Origin of the sequence: Fundidesulfovibrio magnetotacticus (assembly GCF_013019105.1) — a bacterium.
Lineage (GTDB): Bacteria > Desulfobacterota > Desulfovibrionia > Desulfovibrionales > Desulfovibrionaceae > Fundidesulfovibrio > Fundidesulfovibrio magnetotacticus.
On the sequence record NZ_BLTE01000011.1, the window covers coordinates 1 to 13,104 of the forward strand.

Here is a 13,104-nt window from a genome sequence, read left to right on the forward strand (position 1 = left end):
TCGTGGACGGGGCGCAGTTCATGCTCTCCTCCGAGGGCAACGGCCGCCTGGCCCAGGTGCGCATCGTGCAGTTCTAGGCGCTTCCCCGGTGGCGGCGCGCTCCTTCCTAGGCGCGCCGCCCCGGGGCCCAGGCGCCGCGGTTGGGCGGGCATCAGTGCGTGGCCTTCACCACCACCAGGGTCACGTCGTCCTCCAGGGGCAGGCCATCCTTGAACACCTTGAGGTCCGCCATGAGAGCGTTGACCACCGTGGAGGCCGGGGCGTTGGCGTTGGCGGCCAGCACGGCCTTCAGGCGTTCGCGGCCGTACATGGCCCCGTCCGGGTTCACGGCCTCGTGGATGCCGTCGGTGTAGAGCAGGAGCAGCTGCCCGGGCTCCAGCCAGGGGCGGCGTTTCTCGGTGTAGGTCCAGTCCGGCTCCACGCCCAGGGGGATGCCGGACCCCATGAGGATCTCGAAGGTTCCGGCGCGCGGGTCGTGCAGGATGGCCGGGTCGTGCCCGGCGCGGCACCAGATCAGCTCCCGGGCCTTGTGGTCCAGGCGCAGGAAGAAGAGGGTGATGAAGCGCCCCGAGAGCTGGGTGTCCTGCCAGAGCAGGCGGTTCACCTCGGTGAGCAGGAGCGCCGGGCCGGGCAGGCCCATGGCCCGGCCGCGCAGGAGCGCCCGGCCGGAGGCCATGAAGAGCGCGGCGGGCATGCCGTGCCCGGTCACGTCGCCCACCACGATGTCGGCGTGGGCGGCGTCCTCCTGGGCGAACTCCAGGAAGTCGAAGTAGTCGCCGCCGGTTTCGTCGCAGTAGAGGCTGGTGGCGGCCACGTCCAGGCCCCGGATGTCGGGGGGGCGGTGGGGCAGGAGGTGCTGCTGCACCTCCATGGCCAGGGCCATGTCGCCCTTGAGCTTCAGGCGCTCCAGCAGGTGCGGGGCCATGTCGTTGAATGCGCGGGCCAGCTCGGCCAGCTCGTCGCGCCCGCGCTCCGGGGCGCGGGCCTCGAAGTCGCCCGCCGCGAGCCTGCGGGCCGCCCGGGCCAGCTCCTGCACCGGGCGCGTGGCCGTGCGCGAGACGGCCAGGGCCAGCCCAGCCACGGCCAGGGCCACGGCGGACACGAACCAGCCCATGCGCGCGGCCATGCGGTCCACGTCCGCCAGCACCAGGGCCTCGGCCTCCAGGGCCCCGGCGATCACCTCCCCGCGCGGGGTGAGCAGGGCCACGGCAAGCTCCCGGCCCGCCACGGGGGCGTAGGCCAGCAGGCTGTCCTGACCGGCCACGGGCAGACGGCGTACGCCGGAGCGGCCCTGGGAGAGGTCGTGCGTCACGGCGGCCAGGGCCTCGCGGTCCGGGGAGGTCAGGCGCACCAGCTCCACGGGGGCCTTCCAGTCAACGGCTTCGCGGGCGTAGTCGCGGGAGGCCACCACCACGGGGTCGGGCAGTCCCGCCAGGTCTCCGGGCTTCACGGAGAGCACCAGGGTGCGCATGTTCCCCTGGACGTTGCGCGAGGGGTCGCTCTTGAGGAAGAGCGCCCCCATGGGGATGTCCAGCCCGGCCACGCCCAGCAGGCTTCCGTCCGGGGCCGTGACGGCCAGGGCCATGGTGGCCATCACCTGTCGCGTGACGGCGTCGGCCATGACGCTCCAGGTGATGCCCCGCTCCCGGGCGGCGCTGCGGTACCAGGGCCTGCGGCGCGGGTCGTAGTCCCGGGGGTAGCCGCCGTGGCCGGGGTAGGCCATGTGCAGGCCCGTGGAGAGCCCCACGTAGCCGAAGGCCATGAGGTCCTTGTGGCGGGCGAAGAGGGTGCGCATGGTGGGCAGCATGTCCTGGAGCGCGCGTGCCTCGCGCAGGGCCTCGGCGGGTGGGAGCTCCGGGGGCGTGTGGAACACGAGGTGTTCGTAGGAGCCGGGCACGTCGGAATCCACCAGCGGCACGAGCTTCTCAGGCGGCACGACCCCGGCGTCGAAGTCCGTGCCGAAGAGCACGGGGGTGTCCTGATGCCGAGCCGGGGCTTCCAGCAGGCGCGCGGCCTCCCCGGCCATGAGCGAGAGGGCGGTCTCCAGAAGATCCAGGGCGTCGGAGCAGCCCTCGGCCAGCATCTCGGCCGAGTGCGCCAGCTCGCGGGCGGCAACGGCCTCCAGCCGGGCGGCTGTGTCGGCGGAGAGCCTGAGGCCCAGGTCGGTGGCCTGACGCCAGTCGAACCAGCCGAGGACGCACAGGGGGACGAGCACCGCCGCGAGCAGCAGGGCCGAAAGCTTTGACCGGATGCGCATGAACCGCTCCCAGATGGACGACGCGTACGTTTCACCCTGCATAGGCCCTTGCCCGCGCCGGGGCAAGGCGGGATGGCGGCGGGTTCCAAGCGCTCCCCCGGGGCTGACATCTGCCCCGGCTGGGCGTATCGTCCTCGCGCCGCGACGGAGGCGGGCCGCATGACCGACATCCTGGACCGTTTGCCCCACCTGACCATCCGCCAGAAGGTGCTGGCGGGAGTCATCGTGCCGGTGCTCATCTTTTCCGTGGCCGGGGTTGTCTCCTTCAATTCCCTGGTGCGCCTGGAGGCCACGCTCACGCTCATGGAGACGGCGGACGACCTTTCCAACACCATCCTCGAGGTGCGCCGCTACGAGAAGAACTACCTGCTCTACGGCCACGCGGAGGATTTCGAGGAGAGCCGCCGCTACATCGCCCAGGCCCGGACCAGCCTGCACGCCATGGCCGCCGACGCGCGCGACGCCAAGGCCAGGCGCACCATGGCCGCCCTGGCCCGCGTGCTGGACGACTACGGCGCGCGCAGCGGGGCGCTGCTGCCCGAAGCCTCCGCCAACGGCGACGGCGCGCCGGAGGCCGTCTCGGCCCGCGAGGAGCTGCGCCAGGCCGGCAAGGACATGGTGGACCTCTCCCTGGAGCTCAAGAGCGCAGAGCGCGAGCGCACGCTTCTGCTGGTGGCCGGGCTCAAGCGCCAGCTGCTGGTGTCCGGGGCCTTCCTGGCCGTCTCCGGCGTGGCTCTGGCGCTTTTGCTGGCGCGCAAGATCCTGCGCGCCCTGGGGGCCATTACGGCCGCCGCCGCCGAGATCGGCCGGGGCGGCTTCAAGACCCTGGAAGCCCCACGCGCGCACGACGAAACCCGAGACGTGGTGGAGGCCTTCAACCGCATGACCCGCGAGCTGGAGCGCCGCCAGGGCCAGCTGATCCAGGAGAAGAAGCTCTCCTCCCTGGGGGTGCTCACCTCGGGCATCGCCCACCAGCTGAACAACCCCCTGAACAACATCTCCACCTCCTGCCAGATCCTCATCGAGGAGCACCGCGAGTGCGACCCGGAATTCTCCGCGCGCATGCTCGGCAACATCCAGCAGGAGGTGTTGCGCGCTCGCGACATCGTGAAGGGGCTCCTGGAGTTCTCGCGGGCCAAGGACTTCAGCCTCAAGCCCGCGCACCTGGACGAGGTGGTGGCCAAGGCCTTCCGGCTGGTCTCCAGCCAGGCGCCCTCGGGCATCGCGCTCACGGCCCGCGTGCCCGCCGGGCTGGTGCTGGAGCTGGACGCCGCGCGCATGCAGGAGGTGTTCATCAACCTGCTGCTCAACGCCATCCAGGCCATCGAGACGCCGCCCGGGTCCGTAACGGTGTCGGCGAGCGTGGAGCCGGGCGGCGAGGCCGCCGAGATCGTGGTGGAGGACACCGGCGCGGGCATCCCCGAGGAGGACCTGGGCCGCGTGTTCGACCCCTTCTACACCACCAAGGAGGTGGGCAAGGGCACGGGGCTGGGGCTCTCCATCGTGTTCGGGATCATCGAGAAGCACAAGGGGTCCATCCGGGCCGAGCGCGCCCCCGGGGGCGGCGCGCGCTTCGTGATCCGCCTGCCGCTGCCCGCGCCCCAGGGCGCTTCGGAGGGCGCGGCATGAGGGGCGGCGTGATCCTTCTCGTGGACGACGAGCCCATCGCCGTGGAGAACCTCGGGCACATCCTGGCCCGGGAGGGCTACGCCACGGTGGCCGCGTCCAGCGGCGAGGTCGCCGTGGAGCTCCTGGCCGCCCGCGAGTTCGACCTGGTGCTCACCGACCTGCGCATGAAGGGCATGGACGGCATCGCCGTGCTGGCCGAGTCCAAGCGGCTGTGGCCCGACACCGAGGTGGTGGTGATGACCGGGCACGCCACCGTGGCCACGGCCGTGGAGGCCATGCGCCTGGGGGCCTGCCACTACCTCACCAAGCCCTACCAGCTGGCCGAGGTGCGCGCCACGGTGGCCGAGGCCATGGACAAACGCCGCCTGCGCCAGGAGGTGGCGCGGCTCACCCGGCAGATGGCGGGGCTGGGGCGCGGTCCGTTGATCATCGGGGAGAGCCCGGCGGTGCAGGCCCTGCGGGAGAACATCCGGCACGTGGCCCCCACGGACTCCACGGTGCTCATCCAGGGCGAGACGGGCACGGGCAAGGAGCTGGTGGCCCGCGCGGTGCACGAGGCCAGCCCGCGCTGCGGGCGTCGTTTCCTGGCGGTGAACTGCGGGGCGTTCAACGAGGACCTGCTGGCCAGCGAGCTGTTCGGCCACGAGAAGGGGGCCTTTTCCGGGGCGGCCACGCTCAAGAAGGGCCTGATGGAGGTGGCGGGGGACGGCACGCTCTTCCTGGACGAGATCGGGGAGATGTCCACGGTCATGCAGGTGCGGCTCCTGCGCGTGCTGCAGGAGCGGCATTTCTTCCGCGTGGGCGGCACGCGGGAGATTCCCCTGGAGGCCAGGGTGCTGGCGGCCACCAACAAGGACCTCAAGGCCGAGGTGGAGCTGGGCCTGTTCCGGGCGGACCTCTACTACCGGCTCAACGTGATCAGCCTGGGCGTGCCGCCGCTTTCGGGGCGCAGGCAGGACATCCCGCTGCTGGCGGGGTATTTCATCGCCAAGTACGCGCCCGCAATGGGCAAGGCGGTGGAGGGATTCTCGGCGGAGGCCATGCGGCGGCTGATGGGCTACGATTTCCCGGGCAACATCCGGGAGCTGGAGAACATCGTGCAGCGCGCGGTGATCATGGCCCACGGCGCGCAGATCGAGACGGGCGACCTGCCCCTGGACCTGCGCGGCGAGGCCCCGTCCCTGGCCCGTCCGCAAGGGCCGGAGCTGATCACCCTGGAAGAGCTGGAGCGCCGCCACATCGAGGCCGTGCTGGAACACGAGGGCGGCAACAAGACGAAAGCGGCTGAGATACTAGGGATTGATCGGGTGTCCTTGTGGCGGAAGTTGAAGAAGTATGGGGTGGAGTGAGTGAGGGTGACATCTCTTGTTATGTAGTGGTTTTGGCAGGGTACATTAAGTGCAGATTAAACATTTGCCGGATAAGGCCACAGACTTTTCGCGTGGTGAAACATGTCATTGGCGCGCTTGGTGATTTCAGCCTCGTCCCATTTTTCCAGGGGATGAATAAAATTATTTATCCGGAGCACGGTGTGTTCAAGGAGCAACTTCTTTTTGTCTGCAAAACCGTTGTTGGAGGCGGCGGCATTTAGTTGACCCGTGCACAAAGTCAGGTTGCCAAGGGTGTCAATTGCTCTGTTTCTGTTTGCGTCAAATTCTATTCTTTTTATGAGGTCATTAACAATGTGATGAGGGCGCGGCCAGTGCTCTTCCCATTTCTGCGGCATAAAATGTTCGATCGTTAACTTGCCTTTAATTTTTACTTTTTCAGTTTTAGTGGACTCCATTGATGCGTTTATCGCACGAAGGATCATTTGGAGGCGGCCTTTGCTAATTTTCTTGTATAGCGGCTGCTGGGTCCAACTTGTGTGAAATTCATCGTCGTTTGGCCACCTCCCGCTATCTCCTGCCATGCTTAGCAGGTACTCCTTGATCGTCGTGGAGTTGAATATCCCGGTTTTGTTGATACGTTTTAGCATGCCCAAAAATATGTTGTTATAAGCCTGAGTTGTGAGTTGGCACACCGTTCGTCTCACAAGATAAGACTCGATCGTCGTCAAGATTTTAAATAGCTCTGGCCTGTCATCGATGTCTGAATGCTCATCGTAGACCTTTAATAACAAAGGAAGGGCTGTTGTTATCTCGAGTGTATGGAGTCTTTCAAAAAATGTTTGCTCTAGGCCTGTTCCGTGGTCGCGATAGAATCGCTTGTAATGGTTTGAAAATGTTCTAATGCTTTTGAAGTGCTTGTTTATACTGTGGCCTGATGTCTTTACATAGCCTTTGTACTCTGAGAATAGATTGCCAACCAGAAAGTCTTTCTCCTTTAGCATGGTTGTATAGTGGTGGAAAAACATATCGATCCGAAGTCTCTCGAATCGGCCTTGGGTCGATTTTTCCCTCCAGAAGCTTTCATCGACGTCAAATTGTTGCCAGTGTTTTTCGTAAAGTGAGAGGATTTCATCCTCCTCATTGGCTGATAGGCGGAAAAGGAAGTTTTTAATCAAGTCTGAAGGAAGAAGCGGAGTGCCTCTTGTGTTGAGCGTTTCAAAAATCACTTGTGGATCGTCGTCGTTTTCCATGTTAATTACAACTAGCTTCAGTTTTTCCGACAAGACAGACATTAGGGCTGTGCATTTAGATGGTAGCTGAGATGCATCCTGCGTCCATGCCTGGATGCTGGCGTAAAAAAATTTATATGCGTTGATAATGGAGTGTGAGAAATCTTCCACACTGCTTTTCCAATTTTCGTGGACATTGTGATAGGATCTGGCACTGACAACATATTTTAGCGCGCGCCGGTCCTTTGTGGTGGGTAAGACCTTATAATTGTCGTCACTCTCTGCAAACGCCCCAGGGTTGACAATAAGGCTGTCAATGGTTTTCGCTTGATTTTCTAAATGGTGACTTGAAAGGGTGTCTCGAAGTGCTGCAAGTACAGTGATAACTGTTACAAGTCGTTGTTGGCCGTCGATTATATAGCGCGTATCTGGGCGGTTGATTGATGTTTTGGCTTGGTCCAGAACTATTGCGCCAATAAAATGGCCTGCACTGTCCTCTGGGTTTAATGCTTTATGCTCTGCGAGTTGGCGTATGTCATCCCAAAGTGGTTTCCACTGATCATCTTCAGTCCAAACATAAGGTCTCTGGAACAAAGGGGCCGCAAGTTGGCGGGCCGGTCCAAGCAATTCTTTTATATTCGACACGTCGGCGTACATTGGCCATCCTGGTGGGTAAGGTTTTGTTTCGGCTTGGCGGCCTAATTTTTTGAATCTTCGCATGCTCCTTTTGTTTTGTCTATTTAAATCGCGCTTTCCGAGACGGTGGAGCGGTGGCTACTTATCCCCCCCTCACGCCCCCGCCAGCCCCAGCGCCTCCTGCACGGTCTTCACGAACGCCACCTCGACGCCAGTGGTCTCGTCTCCGGCCAGGGCCGCCACGTGGGGACGGTTGCCCTCGGGCAGGATCACCCGGGCGGCCCCGGCGCGCGCGGCCGCAAGCAGCTTTTCCCGGATGCCGCCCACGGGGAGCACGTCGCCCGAGAGGGTGATCTCGCCGGTCATGGCCACGTCGCGGCGCAGGGGCCTGCCCGTGTAGAGCGAGGCCAGCGCCAGGGCCAGCGTCAGACCCGCAGAGCTGCCCTCCTTGGGCACCGAGCCCGCCGGGATGTGCACGTGCAGGTCCTCCTCCAGGAACGCCGCAGGGTCGATCCCCAGCTCCCCGGCGCGCGAGCGCACCAGGCTCAGGGCCGTTCGCGCCGACTCCCGCAGCACCTCCCCCAGCGAGCCAGTCAGCGTGATCTCCCCCGTGCCCTTCATGCGGATGGCCTCCACGAAAATGATCTCGCCCCCGTGCCCGGCGTACACCAGCCCCGTGGCCACCCCCACGCGCGGCGCGCCCCCGGCCGCCTCCCGCACGTGGCGCGCGGGGCCAAGAAGCGCCGGGACCATGGCCTCGTCCACCGTGAGCGCGCCCGCCCCGGCCCCGCCCTCCAGGCGCAGCAGCGCCAGCTTGCGGCAGGCCCGGCCCAGCTCCCGGTCCAGGTTGCGCACCCCGGCCTCGCGCGTGTAGCCCTCCACCACCGCCGCCACCGCGCCGGGCGTGAACTCCGGGTAGGGGTGCGTCAGGCCGTTCTCGCGCAGCTGCCGGGGCGCAAGATGCCCCAGGGCGATGCGCACCTTCTCCCCCGTGGTGTACCCCTGGAAGGGCACCACCTCCAGGCGGTCCAGCAGGGGGCCTGAAAGCTCCTCCACGTCGTTGACCGTGGCGATGAAGAGGGTCTGGGAAAGGTCGAAGGACGCCTCCAGGTAGTTGTCCACGAACTGCGTGTTCTGTTCGGGGTCGAGCATTTCCAGGAACACGGCGGCGGGGTCGCCCCGGAAGTCCTTGCCGATCTTGTCCAGCTCGTCGAGCATGAACACGGGATTGCGCACGCCCAGGCGGTTCACGGACTGGAGCACCCGGCCGGGGAGCGCGCCCACGTAGGTGCGCCGGTGGCCGCGCAGCTCGGCCTCGTCGCGCAGCCCCGCCAGGGACATGCGGTGGAACTTGCGCCCCAGGGCCTCCGCGATGGCCTGGCCCACGGAGGTCTTGCCCGTGCCCGGAGGCCCCGCGAAGCAGAGCACCGGGCTGCGGAACACGGCGGGGCGCGTCTTCTCCCGGGCCAGGCCGGCCACCGTGGAGCGCAGCTCGTCCAGGTTCACGGGCTTGGCCAGGTAGTACACCGCGCCCTGGCGCATGGCCTGCACGGCCGTGTCCACGGTGGCGAAGCCCGTGACCATCATCACCTGCGTGGAGGGCGAGAGCCTGCGGGCCTCGGCCAGCAGCTGCATGCCGTCCATCTTCTCCATCTTGAGGTCCGTGACGATGAGGTCGAACTCCCAACGCCGCACCTCCTCCAGGGCTTCCAGGCCGTTGGCCGCGCCGCGCACGCGGTAGCCTTCCTTTTTCAGCACGTGCTCCAGGTTGGCCCGGGCGATGTCCTCGTCGTCCACCACCAGGATGTGGAACTCCGTGGCCTGGCGCAGCACGCGCGAGGCCAGGTGCTCCAGCACGCGCTCCTTCACCTGGCCCAGGCCGTGGTGGCGCGCGTCCAGGATCCGCGAGGCGGCCTTGAGGTCCAGGCGGTCCTGGGTGGCGGCGCTCCAGGGCAGGCCCAGCAGGAAGTCCAGGTAGCCCATGCCCACGGAATACTCGGCCACGGAAGGGTCGGTCTTGCGCAGGCGCGCCAGTTCGCGCAGGGCGGCCTCGCGCGCGTGCGGCGGCAACGGGGCCGCATCGGCCCTGGCCGCGAGCTGGTCCAGGTCGGTGGTGGGCGCTTCGGGCGCGCGGCCCTCCTGGCGCTTCTGGAAGAAGATCATGGGTCCCCCGTGGTTTGGGACACGCTACGCCCTGTGCCGGGCCGCGCGCAACCGCCGTTTCACGGTGTGACATTCCGCAACGCCCGTTGCGTCCTGCAACGCCAGGTTCCGCGCCCTTTGCGGGCCTTCATGTTGCGATGTGCAACGATCAGGCGCGCGACTCCAAATTATATCGTTTTATTTCAGCAGATTACCCTGTGGCATGGTTCTTGGGAAAGGGGACGGACAACGCCCACGAGGAGGAACCGTCATGGCCAGCATCAAGGATCGCATCGAGACCGTCTACGCCGCCCTGGCATTCGCGGAGCGCGACGAGCGCTTCGCCGCCCTCGACTTGGCGGACCCCGACCGCAAGGACGCCCAGGCCGTCCAGGCCGTGCGGCGCGCCCCGGACGCGCGCCCCCGGGTGAGGGTCTAGTCCGCCATGAGGACGCGCCGTACCGGCCTCGCCGGAGCATCGAACGCCGCGCAGGCGGGGGAACCGGCCATCCGGGTCAGCCGGAGGGGCCGGTTCCGCGAGCGCCTGGAAGACCAGGCCAGCGCGGTGGGCCTGGCCGAGCACGCCCTCTTCGGGGAGGCCCTGGCCGTGGGGGGCGAGGGGGTCTGCGCAAAGAAGATCGTGGCCGTGAGCACGGAGCCGGAGTTTCCCGAGGCCCTGGTGAGCCAGGCCCTGGGACTGGCGGACCGCATCGGCCTGGAAGTGGTGGGGCTGAGCATCGGCCCTGCCGAGGCCGGGGGGCCGGAAGGGCAGGCGTCCCGGCGGGGAGAGTTTTTCCGGGAGCGCGCGATGCGCTCCGGGAGGGATTTCGCGGAACGGGCGCTCCAGGCGGGCATTCCCTTTCGCCACGTGGTGGGCTTCGGCCGGGTGGGGGAGGTGCTGGAGCGCGAGAGCTCGCGGCTCAAGCGCGTGGAGTTCGTTCTGGCGGTGAGGGAGCAGCGCGGCAGGGACGGCTACCGGCCGAGCATGCCCCTTTACGAGGTCACTGGGTAGGGCGGGGGGCAGGGCGCCTTCCTGGATACGCACCATCAAGCAGCAAGGAGAATCTTCATGCAGGCGAGGAAGAAGAAACCGGTGGGCAAGCTTCTGGCGTACGGCCTGGGCAGCGTGGGCCTCTACACGGCCGTGTACCTGCTTCAGGACCTGATGATGGCCAATTTCGCGCGCGGCGGCGTGTACACCGTGCTGCCCATCGCCACGGTGTTCCTGTTCTCGTGGGTGCACGGCACCTTCGCCGGGACCCTCTGGGAGGTCCTGGGCATCGACGCCGTGAAGAAGGCCCCGGCCCAGACCGCCGCGCAGGCCCCGGCCCGCAAGGACACCCGCCCCCGCGCCGCCGTGAGCGCCTAACCCGAGCGATTCCAGGAGACGACCAATGGACATGATCAACGAGGCCGCCCGCTTCATCACCCTCGATCCGGCGGGCATAGGCTTTCTCTTCATCGTGGGCTTCATCGGGGGCCTGGTCAGCGGCTTCATCGGATCGGGCGGGGCCTTCGTGCTCACGCCGGGCATGATGAGCCTGGGCGTGCCCGGCACCGTGGCCGTGGCCTCCAACATGTGCCACAAGTTCCCCAAGGCCCTGGTGGGCTCCATCAAGCGCTACCGCTACGGCCAGGTGGACATCAAGCTGGGCCTGTACATGGCGGCTTTCGCGGGCGTGGGCGTGCAGGTGGGCATCAAGATCCAGAACCACATCCTCTCCCTGTGGGGGCAGGCAGGGTCCGACCTCTACGTGAGCCTCTCCTTCGTGGCCGTGCTCGTGGTGGTCGGCGGCATCGTCATGGCCGACGCCCTCAAGTCCGCCAAGAGCTGCGGCGCGGAGCAGACCTGCTCCATCGCCCTGCGCCTGCAGAAGATCGAATTGTGGCCCATGGTCAGCTTCCAGCGTGCCAACCTGCGCATTTCGCTGTGGTTCCTTATGCCGGTGGGTCTGGCCACGGGCCTTCTGGCCGCCACCATCGCAGTGGGCGGCTTCGTGGGCGTGCCGGGCATGATCTACATCCTGGGGGCCACCAGCCTCGTGGCCTCGGCCACCGAGCTGGTGATCGCCTTCGTCATGGGCCTGGCGGGATCGGTGAACTGGGCTCTCCAGGGCATGGTGGACATCCGCCTGACGCTCATCATCCTGGCCGGGTCGCTCCTGGGCGTGCAGCTGGGGGCCATCGGCACCACCTTCGTGCGCGAGCACATGATCAAGATCGTCATGGGAACCATCATGCTCATCGTGGCCCTGTCGCGCGGGTTCGCCATGCCCAAGTACCTGGCCAAGCTGGGCCTCATGGAAGTGAGCGACGCCACCGTGGCCCTGCTGGACAAGATCAGCTTCGCCTTCATGGTGATTTCGCTCCTGGTGGGCGCGGTGATCATCCTGGGCAGCATGTTCAAGGCGCGCCGCCCCGCCGCCCAGGCCCAGGAACAGGGAGCCTGAACCATGCCCTTCAAGCGTCTGCTCGCGAGCGTCGACGAATCCCCGGCCAGCCTGCACGCCCTGCGCGCGGCCCTGGACCTGGCCGGGGAGCACGGCGCGGCCCTCACGGCCGTGGCCGTGGCGCCCCCCTACCAGGGCGACCTGCGCCTGGTGGGCGTCTCCGACATCCGGGGCGTGCTGCGCAAACCCTGCGAGCAGGCGCTTGAAGCGGCGGCTGGGGAGGCGGCCCGGCGCGGCCTCCCCCTGGCCACGACCTGCGAGGAAGGAGAGCCGGGCCAGGCCATCGCGGACCTGGCCGACTCCCTGAGCGCGGATCTTATCGTCATGGGACGGCGCAACACCTCCACCATGGGGCGCCTGCTCCTGGGCAGCGTCACGGCGCGGACCATAGGCTTCTCGCGCGCAGACGTGCTTATCGTGCCCGAGGGCGCGGCCGTGAACCTCCGCCGCCTGGTGCTGGCCACCGACGGTTCCCGCTTCGCCCTGGAGGCGGCCCGCAAGGCCATGGACCTGGCCTGGCGGCTGGATTCCTCCCTGGACGTGGTCACGGTAGTGGACCTGCCCAACGAATACCTGGCCCTGGCCCCGCAGGCCTCCGCCGAGCTGACCGCCCAGGCGCGCGCGGTGCTCAACGAGGCCGTGTCCCTGGCCCACGCCCTGGGCGTGTCGGCGCGCGGGACGCTCCTGGAGGGCAACGCGGCCGAGGCCATTCTGGAGCACGCCAGACAGGGCGGCCCCGGGGTGCTCATCCTGGCCTCCCACGGGCGCACGGGGCTGCGCCGCCTGCTCATGGGCGGCGTGGTGGAGTGGATCGTGGCCCACACCGACATGCCCGTCTGGATCACCAAGGGCTAGGGGGCGTCAGAGGGACCGGTTCCGCCGCGCTCTCACTCCTCCCGGCCCATGGCCCGCACGAGCTCGAAATCGCGGGGCGTCACGGGCATCACCGAGAGCCGCGAGCCCCGGCGCAAAAGCTCCATGCCCGCCAGGTCCGGGACCAGGCGCATGGCCGCCAGGGGCACGGGTCGGGCGAAGGTCTCGGCCAGGCGCACGTCCACGGCGAACCACTGGGGGCGTTCCGGGGTGGAGCGGGGGTCGAAGTGGCGGTCTTCGGGGTCGAAGGCGGTGGGGTCCGGGTAGCCGGCGCGCACCACCTCGGCCACGCCTACGGCCGAGGGGGCGGTGACGCTGTGGTAGAAGAGCGCCAGATCGCCCACGGCCATGGCGTCGCGCAGGAAGTTGCGCGCCTGGAAGTTGCGCACGCCGGTCCAGGCGGTGGTCCGGTCGGGCGCGGCGGCCAGGTCGGCGATGGAGTAGCAGCCGGGTTCGGTTTTCAGAAGCCAGAAGGCTTGGGCCATGAAAGGGCCTCCTCGGGGGTGACTCGATGGGCCTTCCTGCCACAAGGCGCGCGGGCGCGCCAGCGCAGGCCG

11 protein-coding genes are annotated in these 13,104 nt (G+C 67.1%); 7 read left to right on the forward strand and 4 right to left on the reverse strand.

The features are described from left to right. Positions 1-151: 151 nt before the first annotated feature. Entirely contained in the window at positions 152-2,257 is a 2,106-nt protein-coding gene (locus NNJEOMEG_RS12180) for a SpoIIE family protein phosphatase (protein WP_173084823.1), read from the reverse strand. A 159-nt stretch (positions 2,258-2,416) separates the two neighbouring features. On the opposite strand from NNJEOMEG_RS12180, the gene NNJEOMEG_RS12185 reads away from it, so the two are divergent. Both NNJEOMEG_RS12185 and NNJEOMEG_RS12190 read left to right on the forward strand, forming a co-directional pair. Beyond that, entirely contained in the window at positions 2,417-3,886 is a 1,470-nt protein-coding gene (locus NNJEOMEG_RS12185; RefSeq protein ID WP_173084824.1) for a sensor histidine kinase, read from the forward strand. Beyond that, entirely contained in the window at positions 3,883-5,235 is a 1,353-nt protein-coding gene (locus NNJEOMEG_RS12190; protein ID WP_173084825.1) for a sigma-54-dependent transcriptional regulator, read from the forward strand. The genes NNJEOMEG_RS12185 and NNJEOMEG_RS12190 overlap by 4 nt, the downstream gene beginning before the upstream one ends. Positions 5,236-5,291: 56 nt before the next feature. Here the strand turns inward: NNJEOMEG_RS12190 and NNJEOMEG_RS12195 are convergent, their stop codons facing one another. After that, on the reverse strand, positions 5,292-7,166 hold the full coding sequence (locus tag NNJEOMEG_RS12195; protein ID WP_217270526.1) for a DUF262 domain-containing protein: 1,875 nt from the start codon (positions 7,164-7,166) through the stop codon (positions 5,292-5,294). Positions 7,167-7,235: 69 nt separating this feature from the next. Then, positions 7,236-9,245: a S16 family serine protease gene (locus NNJEOMEG_RS12200; protein ID WP_173084827.1), complete on the reverse strand. Its 2,010-nt coding sequence runs from the start codon at positions 9,243-9,245 to the stop codon at positions 7,236-7,238. A gap of 250 nt (positions 9,246-9,495) precedes the next feature. On the opposite strand from NNJEOMEG_RS12200, the gene NNJEOMEG_RS12205 reads away from it, so the two are divergent. Genes NNJEOMEG_RS12205 through NNJEOMEG_RS12225 form a run of 5 tightly spaced genes read left to right on the forward strand, consistent with a single transcriptional unit; the run spans position 9,496 to position 12,529 of the window. Then, positions 9,496-9,663, forward strand: a complete 168-nt coding sequence (locus tag NNJEOMEG_RS12205; protein ID WP_173084828.1) for a hypothetical protein — start codon at positions 9,496-9,498, stop codon at positions 9,661-9,663. 6 nt (positions 9,664-9,669) lie between these two features. Next, positions 9,670-10,236: a putative universal stress family protein gene (locus tag NNJEOMEG_RS12210; RefSeq protein ID WP_173084829.1), complete on the forward strand. Its 567-nt coding sequence runs from the start codon at positions 9,670-9,672 to the stop codon at positions 10,234-10,236. Positions 10,237-10,293: 57 nt separating this feature from the next. Next, the gene (locus tag NNJEOMEG_RS12215) at positions 10,294-10,593 is read left to right on the forward strand and encodes a hypothetical protein (protein WP_173084830.1); all 300 of its coding nucleotides are present in this window, start codon (positions 10,294-10,296) and stop codon (positions 10,591-10,593) included. 25 nt (positions 10,594-10,618) lie between these two features. Then, positions 10,619-11,674: a sulfite exporter TauE/SafE family protein gene (locus NNJEOMEG_RS12220; RefSeq protein WP_173084831.1), complete on the forward strand. Its 1,056-nt coding sequence runs from the start codon at positions 10,619-10,621 to the stop codon at positions 11,672-11,674. A 3-nt stretch (positions 11,675-11,677) separates the two neighbouring features. Then, a complete protein-coding gene (locus tag NNJEOMEG_RS12225; RefSeq protein WP_173084832.1) occupies positions 11,678-12,529 on the forward strand; it encodes a universal stress protein in 852 nt (283 codons plus the stop codon). A 32-nt stretch (positions 12,530-12,561) separates the two neighbouring features. On the opposite strand, the gene NNJEOMEG_RS12230 is transcribed toward NNJEOMEG_RS12225, so the two are convergent. Continuing rightward, positions 12,562-13,032, reverse strand: a complete 471-nt coding sequence (locus NNJEOMEG_RS12230; RefSeq protein ID WP_173084833.1) for an EVE domain-containing protein — start codon at positions 13,030-13,032, stop codon at positions 12,562-12,564. Positions 13,033-13,104 lie beyond the last annotated feature (72 nt).

Coding starts and splice junctions, on each gene's coding strand:
- NNJEOMEG_RS12210 (WP_173084829.1), top strand. CDS start 9,670: ATGAGGACGCGCCGTACCGGCCTCGCCGGAGCATCGAACGCCGCGCAG.
- NNJEOMEG_RS12230 (WP_173084833.1), bottom strand. CDS start 13,032: ATGGCCCAAGCCTTCTGGCTTCTGAAAACCGAACCCGGCTGCTACTCC.
- NNJEOMEG_RS12225 (WP_173084832.1), top strand. CDS start 11,678: ATGCCCTTCAAGCGTCTGCTCGCGAGCGTCGACGAATCCCCGGCCAGC.
- NNJEOMEG_RS12180 (WP_173084823.1), bottom strand. CDS start 2,257: ATGCGCATCCGGTCAAAGCTTTCGGCCCTGCTGCTCGCGGCGGTGCTC.
- NNJEOMEG_RS12215 (WP_173084830.1), top strand. CDS start 10,294: ATGCAGGCGAGGAAGAAGAAACCGGTGGGCAAGCTTCTGGCGTACGGC.
- NNJEOMEG_RS12220 (WP_173084831.1), top strand. CDS start 10,619: ATGGACATGATCAACGAGGCCGCCCGCTTCATCACCCTCGATCCGGCG.
- NNJEOMEG_RS12190 (WP_173084825.1), top strand. CDS start 3,883: ATGAGGGGCGGCGTGATCCTTCTCGTGGACGACGAGCCCATCGCCGTG.
- NNJEOMEG_RS12185 (WP_173084824.1), top strand. CDS start 2,417: ATGACCGACATCCTGGACCGTTTGCCCCACCTGACCATCCGCCAGAAG.
- NNJEOMEG_RS12195 (WP_217270526.1), bottom strand. CDS start 7,166: ATGCGAAGATTCAAAAAATTAGGCCGCCAAGCCGAAACAAAACCTTAC.
- NNJEOMEG_RS12205 (WP_173084828.1), top strand. CDS start 9,496: ATGGCCAGCATCAAGGATCGCATCGAGACCGTCTACGCCGCCCTGGCA.
- NNJEOMEG_RS12200 (WP_173084827.1), bottom strand. CDS start 9,245: ATGATCTTCTTCCAGAAGCGCCAGGAGGGCCGCGCGCCCGAAGCGCCC.